The organism is Limnobaculum allomyrinae, from assembly GCF_016649425.1.
Taxonomy (GTDB): Bacteria; Pseudomonadota; Gammaproteobacteria; order Enterobacterales; family Enterobacteriaceae; genus Limnobaculum; species Limnobaculum allomyrinae.
In genome coordinates, this window is sequence record NZ_JADRCR010000002.1 from 212,779 (window position 1) to 231,395 (window position 18,617).

The window sequence follows — 18,617 nt, forward strand, 5'->3', positions numbered from 1 at the left end:
TGGCTAATAATGAGTTTAAATAAAGAATAATAGTGTTAACTGGTTTGTTTTCAGTGAATGCACCTGCATTTTCATGCTCATATCTATATAAATGATCGTAAATTTATCTTTTATTTTATTTTGTATAAATTTATATTTTTATAATTTTTTGCAACACTTACATTTTATTTTTAGTATTTCATTTTTTGAGTTTATTAAGTTGAAAATAGTTTTATTAACTGCATATTTAATAAATGTTATGACAAAAACATTATCTGATAACTTAAAATAAGATCTTTTATGGTTTAATAATGAATTTTAGGGATAAAAATCCGGTAAAACACATTTGCATGGAGTTATTGATCGTGTTTCAATGTGTAAAGAGTTGTTTTTGTATGTGGGAGAATGCATTGGCCGGGTACTGAGCTTGCAGGTGATTTATAGATAAAAAATAGGGGGATACGCGATGTTCAATGAAAGGATTTCGTGTCGTTATTGCTGTCGAACAAACGCCATCAAAAAGCATGGTACCGCGCCATCAGGGGCTCCACGCTACCTATGCGCTCATTGCCAACGAACATTCCAGAAAAAATATATTTATCAGGCCTACAAGGATTCAGATGAATCAGTTGTAAAGAAAATGAAAAAAGATTTGGATAGTTAAATTAATAACATTAATTTTTATCTGGTGTAACTCAATATAATTATGATTAAAAAATAATAGTGAGACTTGGATCACTATGTTTTTGCTATTTATTGTTTCAGTTTTTTATTGATTATTATTTTCAAGTAAAGGAATTAAATACATTTAGCAACTCATTAATTATAACGCGTTTGGCGTGGTCTGTATAAATTCAGCAAACAGGAAAAAAAGAACGACTCTATAAGTGCAATGCGTCTGGTGAGGCTGAATATACAGAAAACAGGATAGTAAAATATCAACATGGAGAACAATAACATCATGAGAAAACAATGGAAAAAAATGATGCCGGTAGTGTTAGGGGGCTCTTTTCTTTACAGCCCTCTGGCTCTGACGGCAGAACTGACGGATCAGCTTTATACCAATAGCATTAGTTCGATTACCAGTGGCAGTCATACTGTTAGCCTTGGAGATGTCACGTTGGATGCCAGTGGCTATACCGGAGCTTTTGCTAACCAAAGGGCCATTATCAATACCATGAATGGTGCGGTTAATATCGGTATTGCTCAAAGCAACATATTAACCATAAAAGGGTTTAATAATAATTCCTCTCAGCAAAACTCTACGCTTTACGCATACAAAAGAGCACCAACGCTCAGTGGAACCATGACCTTTACCGGCGGCAACATTGTTGTCAGTAACGAAGTCACTAATAGTTATGCCAATGTTTATGGTCTGTTTGCTGATAATGAAGGGCAGTTTAGTTTTGAAAGCGACGGGGACAACAAGGTCAATCTGACGGTACTAATGCCACAGGCCGGGCTGGTGGATACCCATCGTCATGGTATTGCACTCTATCATTCCGGGCTCGATTTTGATGGTGGAAATTTTATCGTCAAGGTGGATGGCGATCCTGGTGCGAATTCTATTGACCGGCGGGTTGGCATCGCGGTATCGGCGGGGAGTCATGTGGATGTCAAAGCGGATAACGTTTTGATTGAGGCAAATGAGGTGGCGTTATTCTTCCCGGCTACTATCGGAGATTATCCTAATCATCCAACGGCTTACGATGTGGTAAATACGGCAAAGTTTGATGCTGATACCATTATCTTTAGGGGTAGTCAGGGCATTATGGCCGGACTGTCGAGTAATACCTTCAGAACGCGAAATGTGGTTGAGTTTACCGGTAATACGTTAATTGAAGCCATTGTGCGAGGCGATGAAACCAACATTTTTGGTGAAATCGGCGGTGGCCGGGCAATTGATGTGATGGCTACCGATATCACCTTCAACAGTAATGATACCGTCAGGATTATTGGTGAAAACTTAACGCCATTGGGTATTCGCCCTGGCTATGAACATGACTATTTAGGATGGATAGACGGTTACTGGCTCAGAACCATTTCTCTTACCGATGGTTCAACGCTAACATCGAATGCTGACCTGTCATTAAGCAGTAACGGCGGTTATTACAATACCGGCCTGTATGTATGGAAAAGCCAGGCGCAATTTAACGGTAAAACCGAGATTACGCTTAAAAATGGTGTCGATACCGCACGGGGGGTGTATGTCTATGACGGTGGTACAGGAACCAGTAAGGCAGAATTTAACGATGATTTAAGCATTTCTCTGGTGAATACCCAGGCGTCTTATATTGCCGGAATTGAAGCCGCGGCAGGTGGTAAGGTCGATGTGAAAAAGGGCCTGCGGTTAAATGATAACAGCGATATTTATTGGTCACTTTATTCCCGGGGTGCCGATAGTCAGATTGGCGTAAATACCAGCGCGACAGGAACGGTACAGGTGGAAGGGGATATTGGCGCGATGAATGGCGGCGCAATTGATATGACACTGAATAATCTAAATTCATATTTGACTGCGGCCAGCTACACCTCGACTTCTGGTTTAACCAACAGAGGTATGGTTAATCTGGATATTTCCAATCAGGCAGTCTGGAATATGACCGGAAACTCCAGCGTAACCAGTCTCTCTTTAGCTTCGCAAGGTCGGGTTAATATTCTGTCTCCGGACAATAATGGCTCGTTTAAAACTTTAACGGTTCACGGTGATTATACCGGCGGCGGTTCCCTGACGATCAATACCGCATTAGGTGGTGATGATTCTGAAACCGATAAAATGATGGTGGAGGGAAATACCTCCGGCATTACCGATTTGTATGTTAATAACTACAACGGCACTGGTGGACAAACCACCAACGGCATCGAAGTGATTAATGTTGCCGGTGAATCGAATGGTATCTTTCAGTTGGCTGCCGGACATCGGGTAGTGGCGGGAGCTTATGAATATCATGTCGCCAAATCTGGTAACAACTGGTATCTGGTTAATACTATCCCACCGGTAGTTATTCCACCAGAACCGGAGCCAACTCCAGAACCAGAACCGACGCCTGAACCAACACCGGAACCTGAGCCAGAGGAAGGTGGTGAGAATATCAACGTTATTCGCCCTGAAACCGGTGCTTATATTGCTAACCTGGCGGCAGCAAACACCATGTTTACTACCCGTTTGCACGATCGTTTAGGTGAAACCCAGTACACCGATTTCTTAACCGGTGAAAACAAAGTGACCAGTTTGTGGCTGCGTCAGGAAGGGGGGCATAACCGTAGCAGAACCCAGTCGGGCCAAACCAAAACTCAGACTAACCGTTATGTGGTGCAACTGGGGGGTGATATCGCCCAGTGGAGCAGTAACGGACTTGATCGCCTGAATTTAGGTGTCATGGCGGGTTATGGCTACTCTCATGGTAATACCAATGCTAAATACAGCGCTTATCGTTCCAAAAACACCGTGGATGGTTATGCGTTGGGTCTATACGGAACCTGGTACGCTAATCAGGCCGATAAGTCCGGACTGTATGTTGACAGCTGGGTTCAGTATGCCTGGTTTGATAACAGCGTGAAGGGCGATGGCTTAGCGGAAGAGAAGTATGACTCAAAAGGTTGGTTAGCCTCGGTGGAAACCGGCTACAGTTTCAAACTGGGCGAAGCCGACCGTGCCAGCTACTGGTTACAGCCTAAAGCACAGCTAACCTGGATGGGGGTGCATGCGGACAAGCATTATGAAACCAACGGCACCAAAGTCACCGGCAACGGCGATAACCTATCCACCCGCTTAGGCTTACGGGCTTACGCTCAGGGACACAGCGCGGTAGACGATAATACTGGCCGAGTATTCCAGCCGTTTGTGGAAGCCAACTGGCTGTACAACAGCAAAAACGTTGGCGTCACCATGAACGATACCTCTGACTATCAGGCGGGCACCCGCAATATTGGGGAGCTGAAGGTGGGGGTTGAAGGGCACTTAAACAAAAACCTGAATCTGTGGGGCAACGTTGCTCAGCAGATTGGTGGTGAAGGCTATAGCGATACTCAGGCAATGATTGGGGTGAAGTATAGTTTTTGATTTCCTCTAATTACTCATCGCCGGGTAATCAGAAACCCCGCAGGTGTTAACTCCCTGCGGGGTTTCACTTTTTTAGCTACCCTTAGTGTAATAACCATTAAGGAGCTGCTATGAGTGAGAAAATTCCTGTTGGCATTAGCGCCTGCCTGTTAGGGGCTAATGTTCGTTTCGATGGCGGACATAAGCGACTCACCTTTGCGGCAGACCAACTGACCCCCTGGGTGCAGTTTGAACCGATCTGTCCGGAAATGGCCATTGGTTTACCGGTGCCGCGCCCCGCGCTGCGGCTGGTTAAACAAGATAATGGCGAGATAACTCTGCGCTACAGCGATAAGCGGCAAGGAGACTTAACCATTGCTATGTGTGAATTTTCACAGCAGCGCGTGGCTCAACTCTCCCATCTGTGTGGCTACATCGTTTGCGCTAAATCGCCAAGCTGCGGCATGGAGCGTGTGCGGGTTTATGAACCGGATGAGAACAATAACCGCAAGGCGGGGCGTGGTATCTATACCGATATATTGATGAAAGCCATGCCGTGGCTGCCGGTGGAGGAGGATGGGCGGTTACAGGATCCGCACATTCGGGAAAATTTTGTGGAGCGTATTTATGCCCTGCATGAACTGAACCAGCTGCGTCAGCAAGGGCTGACTCGCGGTGCGCTCATGGCCTATCACAGCCGTTACAAATTGCTGTTACTGGCACATTCTCAACCAGATTACCGCGAGCTGGGGCGTTTTGTGGCGGCAATGCATCAATGGTCGACGCTGGATGATTTTTTTGTGGAGTACCGTCAGCGGCTGATGGATCTTCTTTCACATCAGGCCACCCGTCGCAATCATACGAATGTTTTGATGCATGTTCAGGGCTATTTTCGTCCTCATCTTAACCCACGACAGCGCCATGAACTGACCATGTTGATTGAACGTTATCGTCAGGGAACTCAGCCGCTGCTTGCACCGGTGACATTACTCAAACACTATATGGCAGAGTTTCCGGATGATTATCTGTCCGGACAACGTTATTTCGATCCCTGGCCGGAGGCGCTACGCTTACGCTACGGGCATTAATTCTGGAGAAATATGGCTTCTCATCTGATGTGGTTTCGCGCAGATTTACGCGTTCACGATAATTTGGCTTTGGCTGCGGCTTGTCGTTCTGACAACGCGGACGTATTGGCGTTGTTTATTGCGCCGCTAAAACAGTGGCAGCAACATGAAATGGCACCCCGTCAGGCGGCATTTTTACAAAGTCAGCTTAATGCCCTGCAACAGGCGCTGGCGGAGAGGGGAATTCCTCTTCTGGTTAAGCAGGTGGATGACTTCACCGCCAGCATAGAGGTATTACGCGAGGTGTGTGACATCCATAATGTGACATCACTGTTCTATAACTATCAGTATGAGTTTAACGAGCGTCAACGTGATGTTACCGTTGAGCAAGCGCTGAGCGATGTTATCTGTCAGGGTTTTGACGATAGCGTGATGCTGGCTCCGGGTAGCGTTATGACCGGCAATCATGACATGTATAAGGTATTTACGCCGTTTTACGTCGCTTGGGTGAAGAGCTACCGGAATGCGTAAATCCACCCAAGGTACGTCCGGCCGGTGCATTGACCGGCAAGCTGACACCCATTGAACTGAATTATCCGCAGCAATCGTTCGATACCACTTGGTTTGCTGCCGATGAGAAAAGTGCACAGGCTCGGTTGCGGCATTTTTGCCAATACGATGTGGCGAATTACGACATGCAGCGCGACTTTCCTGCGGTTGATGGCACCAGTCGACTTTCTGCCAGTCTGGCGCTGGGAGCACTGTCGCCGCGCCAGTGTCTGCACGCTTTATTGAAAGCTCACCCCGATGCACTGGAAGGAAAAACCGGGGCAGTCTGGTTGAGTGAACTGATCTGGCGTGAGTTTTACCGTCATCTGATAACTTACCATCCAAACTTATGTAAACACCGTCCCTTTATCGATTGGACTGATAACGTGCAGTGGAATAATGATAGCGCTGCCCTGACTGCCTGGCAGCAGGGAAAGACCGGTTATCCCATTGTTGACGCGGCGATGCGTCAATTGAATCAAACCGGCTGGATGCATAACCGATTACGAATGATTGTCGCCAGTTTCTTGGTAAAAGATCTGTTGATCAACTGGCGGCAAGGAGAACGCTATTTCATGTCTCAACTTATTGATGGCGATCTGGCGGCAAATAACGGCGGCTGGCAGTGGGCAGCATCTACCGGCACCGATGCGGCACCCTATTTTCGTATCTTTAATCCCACCACTCAGGGGGAACGGTTTGATAAACAGGGGGCGTTTATCCGTCAATGGTTGCCTGAATTGACGGATGTTCCGACAACAGCGATACATACGCCATGGATATGGGCAGATAAGGCGCAGCGAACCATTGATTATCCGCGTCCGATAGTGGATCACAAACTGGCGCGGAACCAAACTCTGGCGGCTTATGAAGCGGCAAGAAAGAGAATTTAACAGAATATCTGCGCAATATTGACGGAAATAAGAGGGGGAGGTTGAATAATTCCCCCTACCTCAAATGGGGGTGTGTTTTTCATTAATGCAGCAGAGTTTACCTATATAAAGCCTTTTCAGTCTAATCATTAACTGATTTTAAGTTAATTTTAACACGCATATACTGTTTGATTAATATTCATTTTTGAATAAGCATTAATTATTTGTGGTTATTCTTCATGTCATAAAATGAGTTGTATTAAAATAGTTTTCATATTAACTATATTATCTTGTTATTAATCTGGTATGGTAAAGGTTATTAATTTTTAATGCGCATTAACTTTATAATAGCATATATCATAACTAATTGTTTTTATTTAAAAAACAAAATAAATTTTGATTTTAAAAGAGTTGCTATTGAAAACATTATATTTTTATATAGAATGTTGTTTGGTTATATAACTATTTCTGTCTTTTTATTTACAACATGATTGCTTGTAATTGAATGTTTGATTAACTGTTGTTGATGGTCATTTTTGGGTTTTTAGCAACGCTTTAATTAAATGGATTTTTAATGTATTTGAAATGGATGCCACGATGTCTGTTTATAGCAAATGTTTTCTTCTGATCAGTGCTGTCGTCCCCGCTTCAATTAGCTATTCAGTTAATGCCGCTCCTCCTTATTATAATGAATCTGGCACCGCCAGTAGCGGTCTGTGGGACTGGGAAAATAAGGGTAATGTTATTGGCGGCGACGATGGAAATCGCGGTGAGTTAATTCTGCAAGGTTCCGCCAGCTACAACAATATGTTTTCCGTTGGCTATAACGGCGGCAACGGTGCACTGACGATCAAAGATAATGCTACACACACCGGTGAGACTACTCGTTTTTATGTAGGGTTTGTCAGCAATACGCAACCGCGAACCGAAGACACGGTCGGTGTTTTGAATCTGATCGGTTCAGGTATTGGGCATATTGATACCTCAGTATTGAGGATCGGTGATACCTCGGAATATGACAGATATACCGTGCGGGATAAAGCGGTCACAGGGACACTCAATATTCTTGATGGTGCCAGTGTCAATGTGGGCCCGGTTTCAGGTACGCCTGGAAGTGTTTCCGGTGGCGTGATGTGGGTGGGAAACGGAAACGCAGTGAACACCGGTACCGTTAACGTCAGTGGTGCAAACAGCAAGCTTTCCCTGATCAATAAGGTTTTTGAGTCGAGTCCTTATGTTGAAGATTATATTGTCAATGGTGATGCCTATTTAGGTTATTACGGCGATGCCAATATTAATATTTCTGACGGTGGCTCACTGACTACCGGTCGCATGATCGCCTCATTTGCAAAATACAATGATGTCATCAATAGTGGTGAAAAAACATCTACGGTAAACATCAATGTTACCGGCGCAGAGAGTAAATTAGCTATTCAAAGCCTACTGGCACTAGCTTCTAGCGAAGGTGGTGAGGTTTACGGTATCGATTTCTACGCTAATATTAAAGGGGTGGGAACAGCCATTTTAACCGTTGAAGACGGTGCGGAAGTTTATTTCGAAGGTAAAGCTTATGCTGATGGATATGGTTTTCCTGAGAAAACATCCGGGTTATTCCTGGCCAGTGATGCGGGTTCTTCTGCAACGGTTAATCTTAACGCGGGTGGTACCATTTCTATCTCTGACAGCAATTTAGCCCCAGAGAAAAATGGCATAGTTGCCGGTGCCGGTGATTATAACTTTAACCTGAATGGTGGAACGCTGCGGGTTAATTCATGTGAGTATTGCGACGATAAGCTAACGACCTCAGTTAATATGAATGTGCTGTCTGAGTCGTTTCTGGAAGCGGATACCGCCGATAAACGCATGCTGTTAAACGGTAATCTGGTGGGTGACGGTGGACTGGTTAAGACCGGTGAAGGAACCGTTATTTTCTCCGGTGAGAATCATTACACGGGGGGAACTCGTGTAGAAGCCGGTGAGCTTCGGGCAAATTCTGCCGGGGCATTCGTTGATAACACCACCTATATTGTTAACGGTGGTCTGTTAAATCTGAATAACCATGATCTGATTATGTCATCACTGTCGGGTGCCGGTGGTGTGGTTGATGTCACGCCTGCAAATCTGACGATCAATCAAAATAATGACAGCTACTTTGCCGGTCAGTTTGCCGGTTCAGGTACTATCACCAAATCAGGAACCGCTCAGTTAGCCCTTAGCGGAGACAGCAGTGGCTATAGCGGTTTGACCACCGTTTCCAGCGGTAATCTTGATTCAACTAACGCGTTGGGCGGCCAGATCGTGGTTGAGCAAGGCGCGTTGCTTTCTGCCACCGGTTATCTTGGCGAGACCACCGTAACATCGGGCGCTAACATGATGGTGGGAAGCCTGTATCATGCCAATCAACCTGCTTTATCAACGCTGAATATTGATACTAACCTCAATAATCAGGGAAATGTCTATGTGAGCCGAGCCAATAACAGCGACCCGTCACTGGTGGGTAATAAACTGGTAGTGAAGGGTAACTATCAGGGCGGTGGCGCACTGCATTTTAATACGGTTGTTGGTGATGATAACTCTGTTACTGACCATATGACGGTAACGGGGGATACCTCAGGGGAAACCAAAGTCTATGTAACCAATGTTGGTGGTATGGGGGCTTATACCGAAAAAGGGATTGAACTGATTCAGGTTACGGGCCAATCCGATGGCGACTTCCAGCAGGGCGGACGTATTACCGCTGGTGGTTATGATTATTTCCTGAACCGTGGCAATAGCGAAAAAGGTGCCGATGAGAAAAACTGGTATCTGACCAACTATCAGCCAAGCCCAACGCCGACGCCTGAAGAGCCGACCCCTGAACCTGAACCAACTATCAGACCGGAAGCCGGTGGTTATATCCATAATATCGCTGCTTCTAATATGCTGTTTGTTCACCGTCTGCACGATCGTTTAGGGGAAACCTACTATACCGATGCACTAACGGGTGAAGAAAAAGTCACCAGTATGTGGATGCGTAATGTGGGCGGTCATACCCGCTCAAGAGACAGCAGCGGCCAGTTAAGAACGCAAACCAATCGCTATATATTACATATCGGTGGCGATGTGGCTCAGTGGAGCAGCGATGGTCAGGATCGCTGGCATCTGGGGGTAATGGGCGCTTACGCTAACAGTCACAGTAATACCCGTTCAGCCGTTACTCATTACGGTGCGGATAGCTCAGTGGATGGCTACAGCCTGGGTGGTTACGCCACCTGGCAGCAGAATAAAGGTGAGAACACCGGCGCCTATGTTGATACCTGGGCCTTATACAGCTGGTTTGATAATGAAGTGAAAGGGCATCAACTGGCGACGGAATCCTATAAGTCTAAAGGGGTGACTGCCTCTATCGAAACCGGCTATACCTTTAAAACCGGTGAATATAAAGACAGCAAAGACGAAACCAATGAATGGTTTGTGCAACCTCAGGCACAAATCGTCTGGATGGGGGTTAAAGCCGATTCATTCAAAGAAGCAAACGGCACCCGGATTCACAGCAACGGCGACGGTAATATCCAGACGCGCTTAGGGGTTCGTACTTTTGTTAAAGGACATCATCAGTCTGATAAAGGAAAAGGGCGTGAGTTTGAACCATTTATCGAGGCTAACTGGATACACAACACCAAAAAATTCAGTACCGAAATGGGCAATAAACGTATCAAACAGGCCGGTACCGATAATATCGGCGAACTTAAACTGGGTGTGGAAGGCCAGATAAACCCTAACTTTAACCTGTGGGGTAATGTTGGCGTTCAGGTGGGCGACAGTGGATACAGTGATGCTGCCTTTACGCTAGGATTTAAATATAACTTCGGGCAAGCGTCGAAGAGATAGTCCGGTTGTATTTCCGATGTAATACCGATGCCCTGGCGATATGCCGGGGCATTTTTTTACGCTGAAATGAGAGACAGCTCAAAAACTCACATCACCTGACAGGACATGTCGTCAACGCGGCCTTTATAGTGAAATTCATCGTGGAGCGCGGTAATTGCGATCGTTAGCTCAAACCGGGAAATAAAATAGTGGTATTTCAATAAACCTACCCGACACCCATCATGTTATTAAGCCGAGCTTTTAAATATGAATGAGATAAATTCACCAACCCAGCCGATCCCTCAGCCAATAGTGGCTGAGCAGAAAAACCAGAATACGCCTGCTGTACCTGCGGCCGACAGTGATAGCCCGGCAGCGCTGATGGTGCCGGTAGGTATCTCGAACCGGCATGTCCATTTGTCCCGTGAAGATATGGATACGCTGTTTGGCACCGGCTCATCGCTAACCCGTATGAAAGCGGTAAAACAGCCCGGGCAGTTTGCCGCCGAAGAGACGGTGACCCTTAAAGGGCCGAAAAAAGAGCTTCACCATGTGCGCATTCTTGGCCCGCTGCGTAACGAAACGCAAATTGAGATTTCGGTGGCGGATAGCTTTGTGCTGGGGGTGGACGCACCAATTAAAATGTCCGGCGACCTTGCTGACTCCTGTCCGATTGAAATTATTGGCCCTGAAGGCAGGGTGAGTAAATCAGGGGGCGTGATTGTGGCGTGGCGGCATATTCATATCCCTTGTGATATGGCCGTACAGTATGGCCTTACTGATGGTCAGGAAGTCAGCGTGCAAATTGACGGCGAGCGAGCCGGTATTATGCAGCGGGTAGTGGTGCGGGCGACGGAGACTTCCGCATTAGAGATACACGTTGATGTGGAAGAGGCGAATGCTTACGGACTAAAAAATGATAGTCTGGTTAAGATTGTGAAATAGGGTATTGAGTAGGGTTAGCGCTTACTCAGCGGAAGAATATATCTGGCGCCATCAATAAAGGAATATTAGACAGTAATGCTTTTGGCTATTGACGTTTATTATATTGATAATTCAGCAAAAACGGTTGGGGTTCTGTTTGATAACTGGCAGGCTGATTCTCCTGCGAAAATTTTAGTGGCTTATAAACATGATGTTGCGCCTTATCAGTCCGGAGAGTTCTATAAGCGCGAACTTCCCTGCATTACTGATCTGCTTAAACAGGTCGATTTATCGACATTGTCCGCCATTATTGTGGATGGCTATGTCTGTCTGGACAATCAGGGAAAATCGGGTCTGGGAGACTATCTGTATCAATATATCGATCGGCAGGTTCCGGTAATCGGAGTGGCAAAGAAAGCATTCAATGAAAATACCAAATATGTCGCAGAGGTTTTTCGTGGCAAAAGCAACAAGCCTCTGTATGTTACCGCGGTGGGTTTGCCATTAGAGAGCGTGGCGGAAGCGGTTGGCACTATGCACGGCAAGCATCGAATGCCAACGCTACTGACGCTGATGGATCAGCAGACTAAGCTATTTAAGCTGGAGTGATTGTTATTATCTGTGGTAAATAGCCTGGCGCTCTGTTCAGACTGTTTCTTTTCGGTTTGTTTTCAATTTCAATGGTTACTCCGCCGAACTGACCTTTACAGAGTATTGCCTGCAAAGGTCGTTCTTTGATTAACGCGTTTCGGGTGCCAATATTGAATTACCCGATAGACTACCTGGCTGATAATCAGACAGCTCCCTCTGCGTTATCAAGCGCCTGAAACAGCGCCTCCATCTTCTCATGCAGAATAAACTGCAATGACTCCTTTACCGCTGCCTCATTGATTTTGAGTACCGCAGTAGCCAGAGTCAGGCACTGCTCCGCCAGCTCCAGCGGATCGCCGGGGGTTGAGTCGATAAGATTAAGCATGATAATCCCCCCCAAATTGTCAGGCAACTTGCTGAAACAGGGGATCATTTTTTCGATCCGGATCTGAAAATGGATCCCGGGTGATATATAAAATTGGGGCGAGTTTGGGTATGCTTCACGACAGCCATGATGTTACCTTCTATAACGTTGTGGTCAGAGACCCCGTTAGTGTTAGCGCACTGCGGGGTTTCGCTTTTTTAATTACCCGCAAAATTACGGGTAATCACCACACGGTATATTTGTACAGAGAAAGGGTCAATGGAGGAGGGAGGGGATATTTGGATTTGTCGGGGAGGATCGCAAAAGTTTGCAAGTGGAATGTAAAAGTGGGGATATGTTTACCTGACGGTGCCAGAGTTTGTTTTCTATATTTTATTTAACGTATTGATATTTAATTGAACGCTATCGACGTGTCAGTGATTAATGAATCAGATAAATAAGGCTATTCGTGGTGGCTAAATAATCAATCTGAATAATTCAGGTAGTATTACAGCAAAACCGACACAGAGGAGATAACCTTGAAGACACTTTTAAAAACACTGGCGTTAGCGAGGTGATGGCGCACCTGTACGCCGAATAACATCATGTGGGCATGGATGGGAGCATTGGGTGTCTCAAACCATGTTGGTATTGTGAGTCCTTCATATGGAGTCTTTCGACAAAAAATCGAAAATACCTTCAATTCAATTTACTTAGAGTACCTGCTAAAAAGCGTTAATTATGTAGAATACTACAACAAAGTGTCCACAGGCCTGCATTCTTCAAGACTTCGTTTTTACGGTCATATGTTCTTTGCTATGAAAATGGGCTATCCCTGCTATGCAGAACAAAATGAAATTATTGCTTATCTGAGTGAACAGACAAAAAGAATAGGTAACAGCCAACGTATTATGCTGGTGGCGGCAAATTTTCGTAAAGAAGTGACCAGTACGGCGCTTTGGTTACTGGGGCAGGGAATTAGTATTGCCTGCTTTAAAATTACCCCCTATTCATTGGGTGAACAGCTATTGATTAATATTGATCAGATTATCCCGACACCCGAAGCTAAAGAGTTAATGATTGGTATTAACGCAAAAGAAGCGGAAGAAAAAAGCACCGAAGTGGTATTAAAAAACCGTCATACCGTACGTCGGGAATACTGGGAACGTGCCTTAGAAGCTTTTCAGAAAAGCTCCTGTCAGCTTTATAACAATATTAGCCCCAGTAAAGACCATTGGCTGTCAGCCGGTTCTGGTTTGAGTGGTTGTCCGTATAACTTAATTTTTAATAAGTCTGAATTACGCGTCGAGCTTTGGATCAGCCGTAGCATTACCGAAGAAAATAAGTTTCTTTTTGATAAGCTCATACAGTCTAAACAAAACATTGAACAGGCCTTTGGTTCTGAGCTTGAGTGGATGAGACTTGACGATAAGAAGTCTTGCCGTATCCAGTTTTCGACCAAAGCTGATGGCTTCAATAAAGAGACCTGGCCACAGGCCATCGCCTGGCATTTAGAATATATGACTAAATTAGAAAAAGCCTTAAAGGGGCCGTTACACAAAGCTGCAGAGGCGCTGAAAAAAAAGAATTTTGAATAAGGGATTTTACAACTATGGTGAGTCAAACCAATGAACACGCATTAGAAGTCGCCATTGAGAAGTCGTTAAGCCACTGATATTAACGTGCTGCATGAGTTAAAAGACGAAATGGACGATGTGGGTGTTTATGAGTGGCATGAGATTGAAGACTTTGTAGCTCGTTACTTTCAGAACGAAGATGCACAAACGCTCAGTCCGATAATCGATATTGCAGCGGATCGCTTTAACGATGGGCTAGAGCTTGAACCTGAAGACAAAGTAGACTTCAAAATCAAAGCTAAACAATTTGTGAAAATCTACGGGCAAATGGCCTCTATCATGCCCTATGAAATGGTGACCTGGGAGAAACTGTTCTGGTTCTTGAAATTCCTCATACCTAAGCTGAAAGTTGAAGACCCTGATGCGGATGCCATTGATGAGCTTTTAGACTCTGTTGATTTGAGTTCCTATGGGTTGCAGCGTGTGAAACTCAACCACACAATTAAGTTGAGCGATCAAGATGCTGAGCTTGATCCGCAAAACCCAAACCCACGTGGCGCACATAGCAGTGGAAATGAAATGAACCCATTAGACGAAATAATCCGTACCTTCAATGAGCGGTGGTTTCAGGGATGGAGTGCCACACCTGAAGAGCAAAAAGTTAAGTTTGTAAACATTGCTGAGAGTATTCGTAATCACCCGGATTTTGAGTCTAAGTACAAAAATAACCCTGACCCTCATAATAGAGATTTAGCTTTTGAGAAAATGCTCAAAGAAATCATGCTACAACGGCGTAAGGATGAGCTAGAACTGTATAAGTTGTTCGCAGGCGATACTGCATTTAAAGCATCCTGGACGCAGAGTATGCAAAGAATGGTGGAAAGATAACAGGGAGGTGAAGATGTGTTGGAGGCTATATCGAATATATTGCTAGAAACGTTGAGTTAGAAGGGAAAGCAAATTGCAAAAAGTTAGGTATGAATAAATCTGAGGCGAACCCATTTCTTCATAAAAACCGAGATGTGTTTACAAAAAACGATGAGAACCCACAAAAAAAGACGCCCTTAAGCGTCTTTAACTGTCATTCTAATGGTGCTGAGGCCGGACTCGTACATTAATTTAACTTATTGATATTAAATTTAATTAATCCATGCGTTAATAAATGTACCCGTATTTGTACCCGCAATTGTTTTTATGAGATTTGATTAGATAATTTTGAATACCGGAATGGTGTTCAATTTACTATAGCCATCCTCTTTCAGCAAACGGTATGCGTTGGCTACAACTAATGATTAATTAGTTTGTAAGACGCTGTTTTAGACTTCGCTAGTTCCTACTACAAACAGATATGATAGAGGTTGCAACTTGGCCATGCTCAGAGATAAGTGCGTCTGGCACCATTCAGTAAAAGCAGGTTTATCAAAATCGAGTTGGTGGTCACGGATAAATTCAAGATCCAGTATTACATACTCCGCATCAGCAGAGCTTTGCGTCTCTGGGTAAAAAATACCTTCGCTACCCAACATAGTTAAATCGTTAAACGCCGACTCATCCACTCGAACGGTGTGTATCAAATCAACATTCTCCAGTGACTTCAGCGATAGTAAGCGGGCTATCAGATTCATGGTTGTACTCCTGTAAATATTTCGGTGGGAAGCGCTATCACAATTGTCAGTTCTGACTGCAGCCAATCGGCAACACCTTGCCATTCAGTGCAACTGACATCAGACGTGATTTTCCAGACATTCGGGCAGGTGTAATGGGCCAGCAGTAACACCGCCATGACCATAAAACGGTAGGGGTGACCATAGGTATGCCTACGATGACCTGATGCGCGTGATACGTGTTGAGAATGGTGCGGGTCATGCCACCGGTTATCGCTACGATGAGATGGGCCGGGTCAACGAGGTGCACTTTTCGAACGGCACCGTGCGGGCCTACCGCTATAATGCTTACGGTAAAGTGACCTGGCTGAAGGACGAAGCTGGCAACGTTACCACTTATGAATATGCTTCTCCCTTACACCTGCTGACTAAGAAAATTCAGCCCGATGGTAACGCGCTAAAGTACCGCTACGATAATGACCACCTTCAGGTCAGTGAAATTGAAAATCAGAAAGGCGAAGTTTACCGACTGAACTATACGCCAACCGGCTTACTCAGCGAGGAAATCGGCTTTGATAATGTCAAAACCGCCTATCGCTATAACGCCGACGGCAAGCTGACGGAAAAAGAAGAATATGGCGACCAGCACGATGAAGCGCCGTTTGTCACGGTTTACCAACGAGATACCGTTGGGCGATTAATCAAGCGAGTGCTGCCAGATGGAAGTGAAGAGCATTATCATTACGACCGCTACGGCCAACTGACCAAAGTCACCGACAGCCAAGACAACGTGCTGGCATGGGAATATAACCAGTTAGGTCAGCTGACGGCAGAGCACACCAATATCGCCACCCAACGCTATCGTTATGATGCCCTGACCGGCGAGCTGATAATGCACGGTCTGCCGGGTGGTCAACGGTTGGAGTATCGGTATATTGAGGGGCAGCTTCGGGGCATGACGCTGGATAACCAGCCGTTAGCCGCGTTTGATTACAATAACAGCGGCCGGGAGCGAGAGCGTCGGCAGGGTAATGGGCTGATTAACCGTTATCAGTATGATGACATGGGCCGTTTATCGCAGCATTTCCTGCGTGAAGGCATGGGCTTTGAGGATAACCCTCAGACCCTGTGGCAACAGGATTACCAGTATCAGTCTGACGGAGAGCTGGCGAAAATTGTTGGTCATAACGCCCGAGACTATCGCTACGATGAGGTTGGTCAACTGACCTCGGCGGGTTACCCTGAGGCCAACCAAGACCATCACCACGCCCACCATATCGAGACCTTTAAATACGATGAGGCGGGTAACCGCGTCTCTGACTATAACAGTGCCACCGGTAACCGTTTAGCGTTCTTTGGTGACCGTCACTTTGAATATGACCGGTTTGGTAATCTAATTGCTGAGCGTAGAGGTACGGCGCATAAGCTGTTGACCACTTATGAATATGACTGCCGCCACCGGCTGATTAAGCATGTTTCACCGAACGGTCGGGTATCGACCTATACCTACGATGCGTTTAACCGTCGGACTAGCAAAACGGTGGAGGGTAAGACTACCGAGTTTATCTGGCAGGGCAGTAAGTTGATTGCTGAATGCTCAGACAACGACACTATCTGGCGCAGCTACCTGTATGAACCCGGCACCTTCCGCCCACTGGTATTAGTGGAAGGAAATGCCAAAAAGAATCAGAAAACCAAAACCTTTTGGTATCAAAATGACCACCTAGGTACGCCGCATAGCCTGACCGACAGCTTAGGGGCATTAGTTTATAGCTGTACCTATAATGCCTACGGCCAACTTCAAACCGAAACTCAGCATCAGCAGGAAGAGCGCGCGCTGAGAGTGGAGACTAACTTAAGGTTTCAGGGGCAGTATGCCGATGAAGAAACCGGACTTCATTACAATTTAAATCGGTATTATGATCCGGCGCTGGGGCGGTATTTGACGCAGGATCCGATTGGGTTGGCGGGTGGGTTGAATCATTATCAATATGTTGATGGAAATCCAGTTAATTGTGCAGATCCCCTAGGATTGTTTAATGTAGCAGATGACGGTCTTCCGGGTTTATATCGTAGAACAAGTAATACCGGAGAGTTTTCAGATCTTAAGGTTCCGATGCAAATACGCTATGTTGAACAAGCCGCACACGAGGGCGGTATAGGGCTTGATGGTGTTAAGGTGAGAATAATCAGGGATCCAGAATTAAAAGGAAAAGATCTATACGGTTATACTCACCCTGATGGTTCAATTGATTTATACCCTGATGCTTTTACTAATGTTGAACAATTAATAAAAACTTTAGGTCATGAAAGAACTCATACGATGCAAATACAATTATATAAGCACCCAAATGCTTATGCTGACGATGCTCTAAGGATGAATACAGAGCTTAGATTAAATGAAAATGCTGCTCACGGTATCGAGGATAGCTTCTGGAAATATTATCAGAGTAATAAGACGGGAAAATTGGAAAGGTATAACTAAATGAAAAAGTTAACATATCTGGAGTGGATAAAGTATTTACCCAAACATGATAGTTTATACTCATCATCACACTGCCCTGCATGTGGTTCGAAAGGATTGTCTTATCAGTATTTTGGGTTTAAAGGCGATGACGTTGGATGGAAAATAATTTGGTGTAACTCTTGTAACTGTGGAGTGAAAATATCAAGAACAAAAATACCGGCTGAGTCTAATTCGATTATAGGTGATAAAGAACAAGAGTCATTTCTTAACGCGCATGCTTACTTAAAGCTTATATTATAACGTTATCCACCCACACCTAAGATGTCTTTAGCTAAAGTGACTTTTATGGTTAAAAAGATCTGCTGTTGGTGTTAACTAATTAATAAGTAAGTATATTTATTCTCATTCGGATTCTCTTAACGAAAAATTTAATTTTACTCTTTGAGGTATCATGGGGTAATCCCCCCGAAAAACCGGAGTATTCATAAGTGGAATTTTCTCGTAATCTAAACGAAGGAGATTCACTATGAAAAAATCACGTTTTACCGACAGTCAGATAGTCGCCATACCCAGTACGTTTGGAGTCGATCGATTGGGTACGTGGATCAGTCGTTCATCAGGCGCGCACTCAGCATTGAACAACATTGATTTAGGTGCGTTTGTGTTCCTTGGTCGGTATAAACCGGTCTGTTCCGTCCTGTTAATAATGGCTTTGACCGAATCTCAGCTCAC

General features: G+C 45.1%; 10 protein-coding genes and 4 pseudogenes. 12 read left to right on the forward strand and 2 right to left on the reverse strand.

Annotated features, from left to right (window positions below; all coding sequences use genetic code 11):
* Positions 1-445: 445 nt before the first annotated feature.
* The 7 genes and pseudogenes from I2494_RS20775 to I2494_RS05255 all read left to right on the forward strand — a co-directional run bounded on the left by I2494_RS20775 (position 446) and on the right by I2494_RS05255 (position 11,891).
* A complete protein-coding gene (locus I2494_RS20775) occupies positions 446-643 on the forward strand; it encodes an IS1/IS1595 family N-terminal zinc-binding domain-containing protein (RefSeq protein WP_456085658.1) in 198 nt (65 codons plus the stop codon).
* A 297-nt stretch (positions 644-940) separates the two neighbouring features.
* Entirely contained in the window at positions 941-4,042 is a 3,102-nt protein-coding gene (locus tag I2494_RS05230) for an autotransporter outer membrane beta-barrel domain-containing protein (protein ID WP_228350847.1), read from the forward strand.
* A 110-nt stretch (positions 4,043-4,152) separates the two neighbouring features.
* Positions 4,153-5,109 (forward strand): YbgA family protein, encoded by a 957-nt coding sequence (locus I2494_RS05235; protein ID WP_218466059.1) that lies wholly within the window; start codon positions 4,153-4,155, stop codon positions 5,107-5,109.
* A 12-nt stretch (positions 5,110-5,121) separates the two neighbouring features.
* Positions 5,122-6,530, forward strand: a pseudogene (gene phrB / locus I2494_RS05240) (deoxyribodipyrimidine photo-lyase).
* Positions 6,531-7,106: 576 nt separating this feature from the next.
* The gene (locus I2494_RS05245) at positions 7,107-10,379 is read left to right on the forward strand and encodes an autotransporter outer membrane beta-barrel domain-containing protein (protein WP_218466060.1); all 3,273 of its coding nucleotides are present in this window, start codon (positions 7,107-7,109) and stop codon (positions 10,377-10,379) included.
* Between the two features lie 246 nt (positions 10,380-10,625).
* On the forward strand, positions 10,626-11,303 hold the full coding sequence (gene pduL / locus I2494_RS05250; protein ID WP_218466061.1) for a phosphate propanoyltransferase: 678 nt from the start codon (positions 10,626-10,628) through the stop codon (positions 11,301-11,303).
* A 75-nt stretch (positions 11,304-11,378) separates the two neighbouring features.
* Positions 11,379-11,891, forward strand: coding sequence for an endonuclease V (locus I2494_RS05255; RefSeq protein WP_218466062.1), 513 nt, complete (start codon positions 11,379-11,381; stop codon positions 11,889-11,891).
* A gap of 184 nt (positions 11,892-12,075) precedes the next feature.
* Here the strand turns inward: I2494_RS05255 and I2494_RS05260 are convergent, their stop codons facing one another.
* The gene (locus tag I2494_RS05260; RefSeq protein ID WP_218466063.1) at positions 12,076-12,258 is read right to left on the reverse strand and encodes a hypothetical protein; all 183 of its coding nucleotides are present in this window, start codon (positions 12,256-12,258) and stop codon (positions 12,076-12,078) included.
* Positions 12,259-13,127: 869 nt separating this feature from the next.
* Here I2494_RS05260 and I2494_RS05265 point away from each other — a divergent pair.
* Both I2494_RS05265 and I2494_RS05270 read left to right on the forward strand, forming a co-directional pair.
* A pseudogene (locus I2494_RS05265) lies at positions 13,128-13,835 on the forward strand (DUF4268 domain-containing protein); the annotation flags it as partial.
* 69 nt (positions 13,836-13,904) lie between these two features.
* Positions 13,905-14,702, forward strand: a pseudogene (locus I2494_RS05270) (type I restriction endonuclease subunit R); the annotation flags it as partial.
* 428 nt (positions 14,703-15,130) lie between these two features.
* On the opposite strand, the gene I2494_RS05275 reads toward I2494_RS05270, so the two are convergent.
* Positions 15,131-15,439, reverse strand: coding sequence for a hypothetical protein (locus tag I2494_RS05275; RefSeq protein WP_218466064.1), 309 nt, complete (start codon positions 15,437-15,439; stop codon positions 15,131-15,133).
* Between the two features lie 205 nt (positions 15,440-15,644).
* Between I2494_RS05275 and I2494_RS05280 the strand changes: the two genes are divergently transcribed.
* From I2494_RS05280 to I2494_RS20670, 3 genes and pseudogenes are all read left to right on the forward strand, one after another.
* Positions 15,645-17,903 (forward strand): RHS repeat-associated core domain-containing protein, encoded by a 2,259-nt coding sequence (locus tag I2494_RS05280; RefSeq protein WP_218466065.1) that lies wholly within the window; start codon positions 15,645-15,647, stop codon positions 17,901-17,903.
* A complete protein-coding gene (locus tag I2494_RS05285) occupies positions 17,904-18,185 on the forward strand; it encodes a hypothetical protein (RefSeq protein WP_218466066.1) in 282 nt (93 codons plus the stop codon).
* A gap of 261 nt (positions 18,186-18,446) precedes the next feature.
* Positions 18,447-18,533, forward strand: a pseudogene (locus I2494_RS20670) (hypothetical protein); the annotation flags it as partial.
* Positions 18,534-18,617: the final 84 nt, after the last annotated feature.

Bases quoted from the DNA above. Each gene is read 5' to 3' on its own strand.
- I2494_RS05255 (WP_218466062.1), top strand. From the start codon at position 11,379: ATGCTTTTGGCTATTGACGTTTATTATATTGATAATTCAGCAAAAACG.
- I2494_RS05280 (WP_218466065.1), top strand. From the start codon at position 15,645: ATGCGCGTGATACGTGTTGAGAATGGTGCGGGTCATGCCACCGGTTAT.
- I2494_RS05275 (WP_218466064.1), bottom strand. From the start codon at position 15,439: ATGAATCTGATAGCCCGCTTACTATCGCTGAAGTCACTGGAGAATGTT.
- I2494_RS05260 (WP_218466063.1), bottom strand. From the start codon at position 12,258: ATGCTTAATCTTATCGACTCAACCCCCGGCGATCCGCTGGAGCTGGCG.
- I2494_RS05285 (WP_218466066.1), top strand. From the start codon at position 17,904: ATGAAAAAGTTAACATATCTGGAGTGGATAAAGTATTTACCCAAACAT.
- I2494_RS05245 (WP_218466060.1), top strand. From the start codon at position 7,107: ATGTCTGTTTATAGCAAATGTTTTCTTCTGATCAGTGCTGTCGTCCCC.
- pduL (WP_218466061.1), top strand. From the start codon at position 10,626: ATGAATGAGATAAATTCACCAACCCAGCCGATCCCTCAGCCAATAGTG.
- I2494_RS05230 (WP_228350847.1), top strand. From the start codon at position 941: ATGAGAAAACAATGGAAAAAAATGATGCCGGTAGTGTTAGGGGGCTCT.
- I2494_RS05235 (WP_218466059.1), top strand. From the start codon at position 4,153: ATGAGTGAGAAAATTCCTGTTGGCATTAGCGCCTGCCTGTTAGGGGCT.
- I2494_RS20775 (WP_456085658.1), top strand. From the start codon at position 446: ATGTTCAATGAAAGGATTTCGTGTCGTTATTGCTGTCGAACAAACGCC.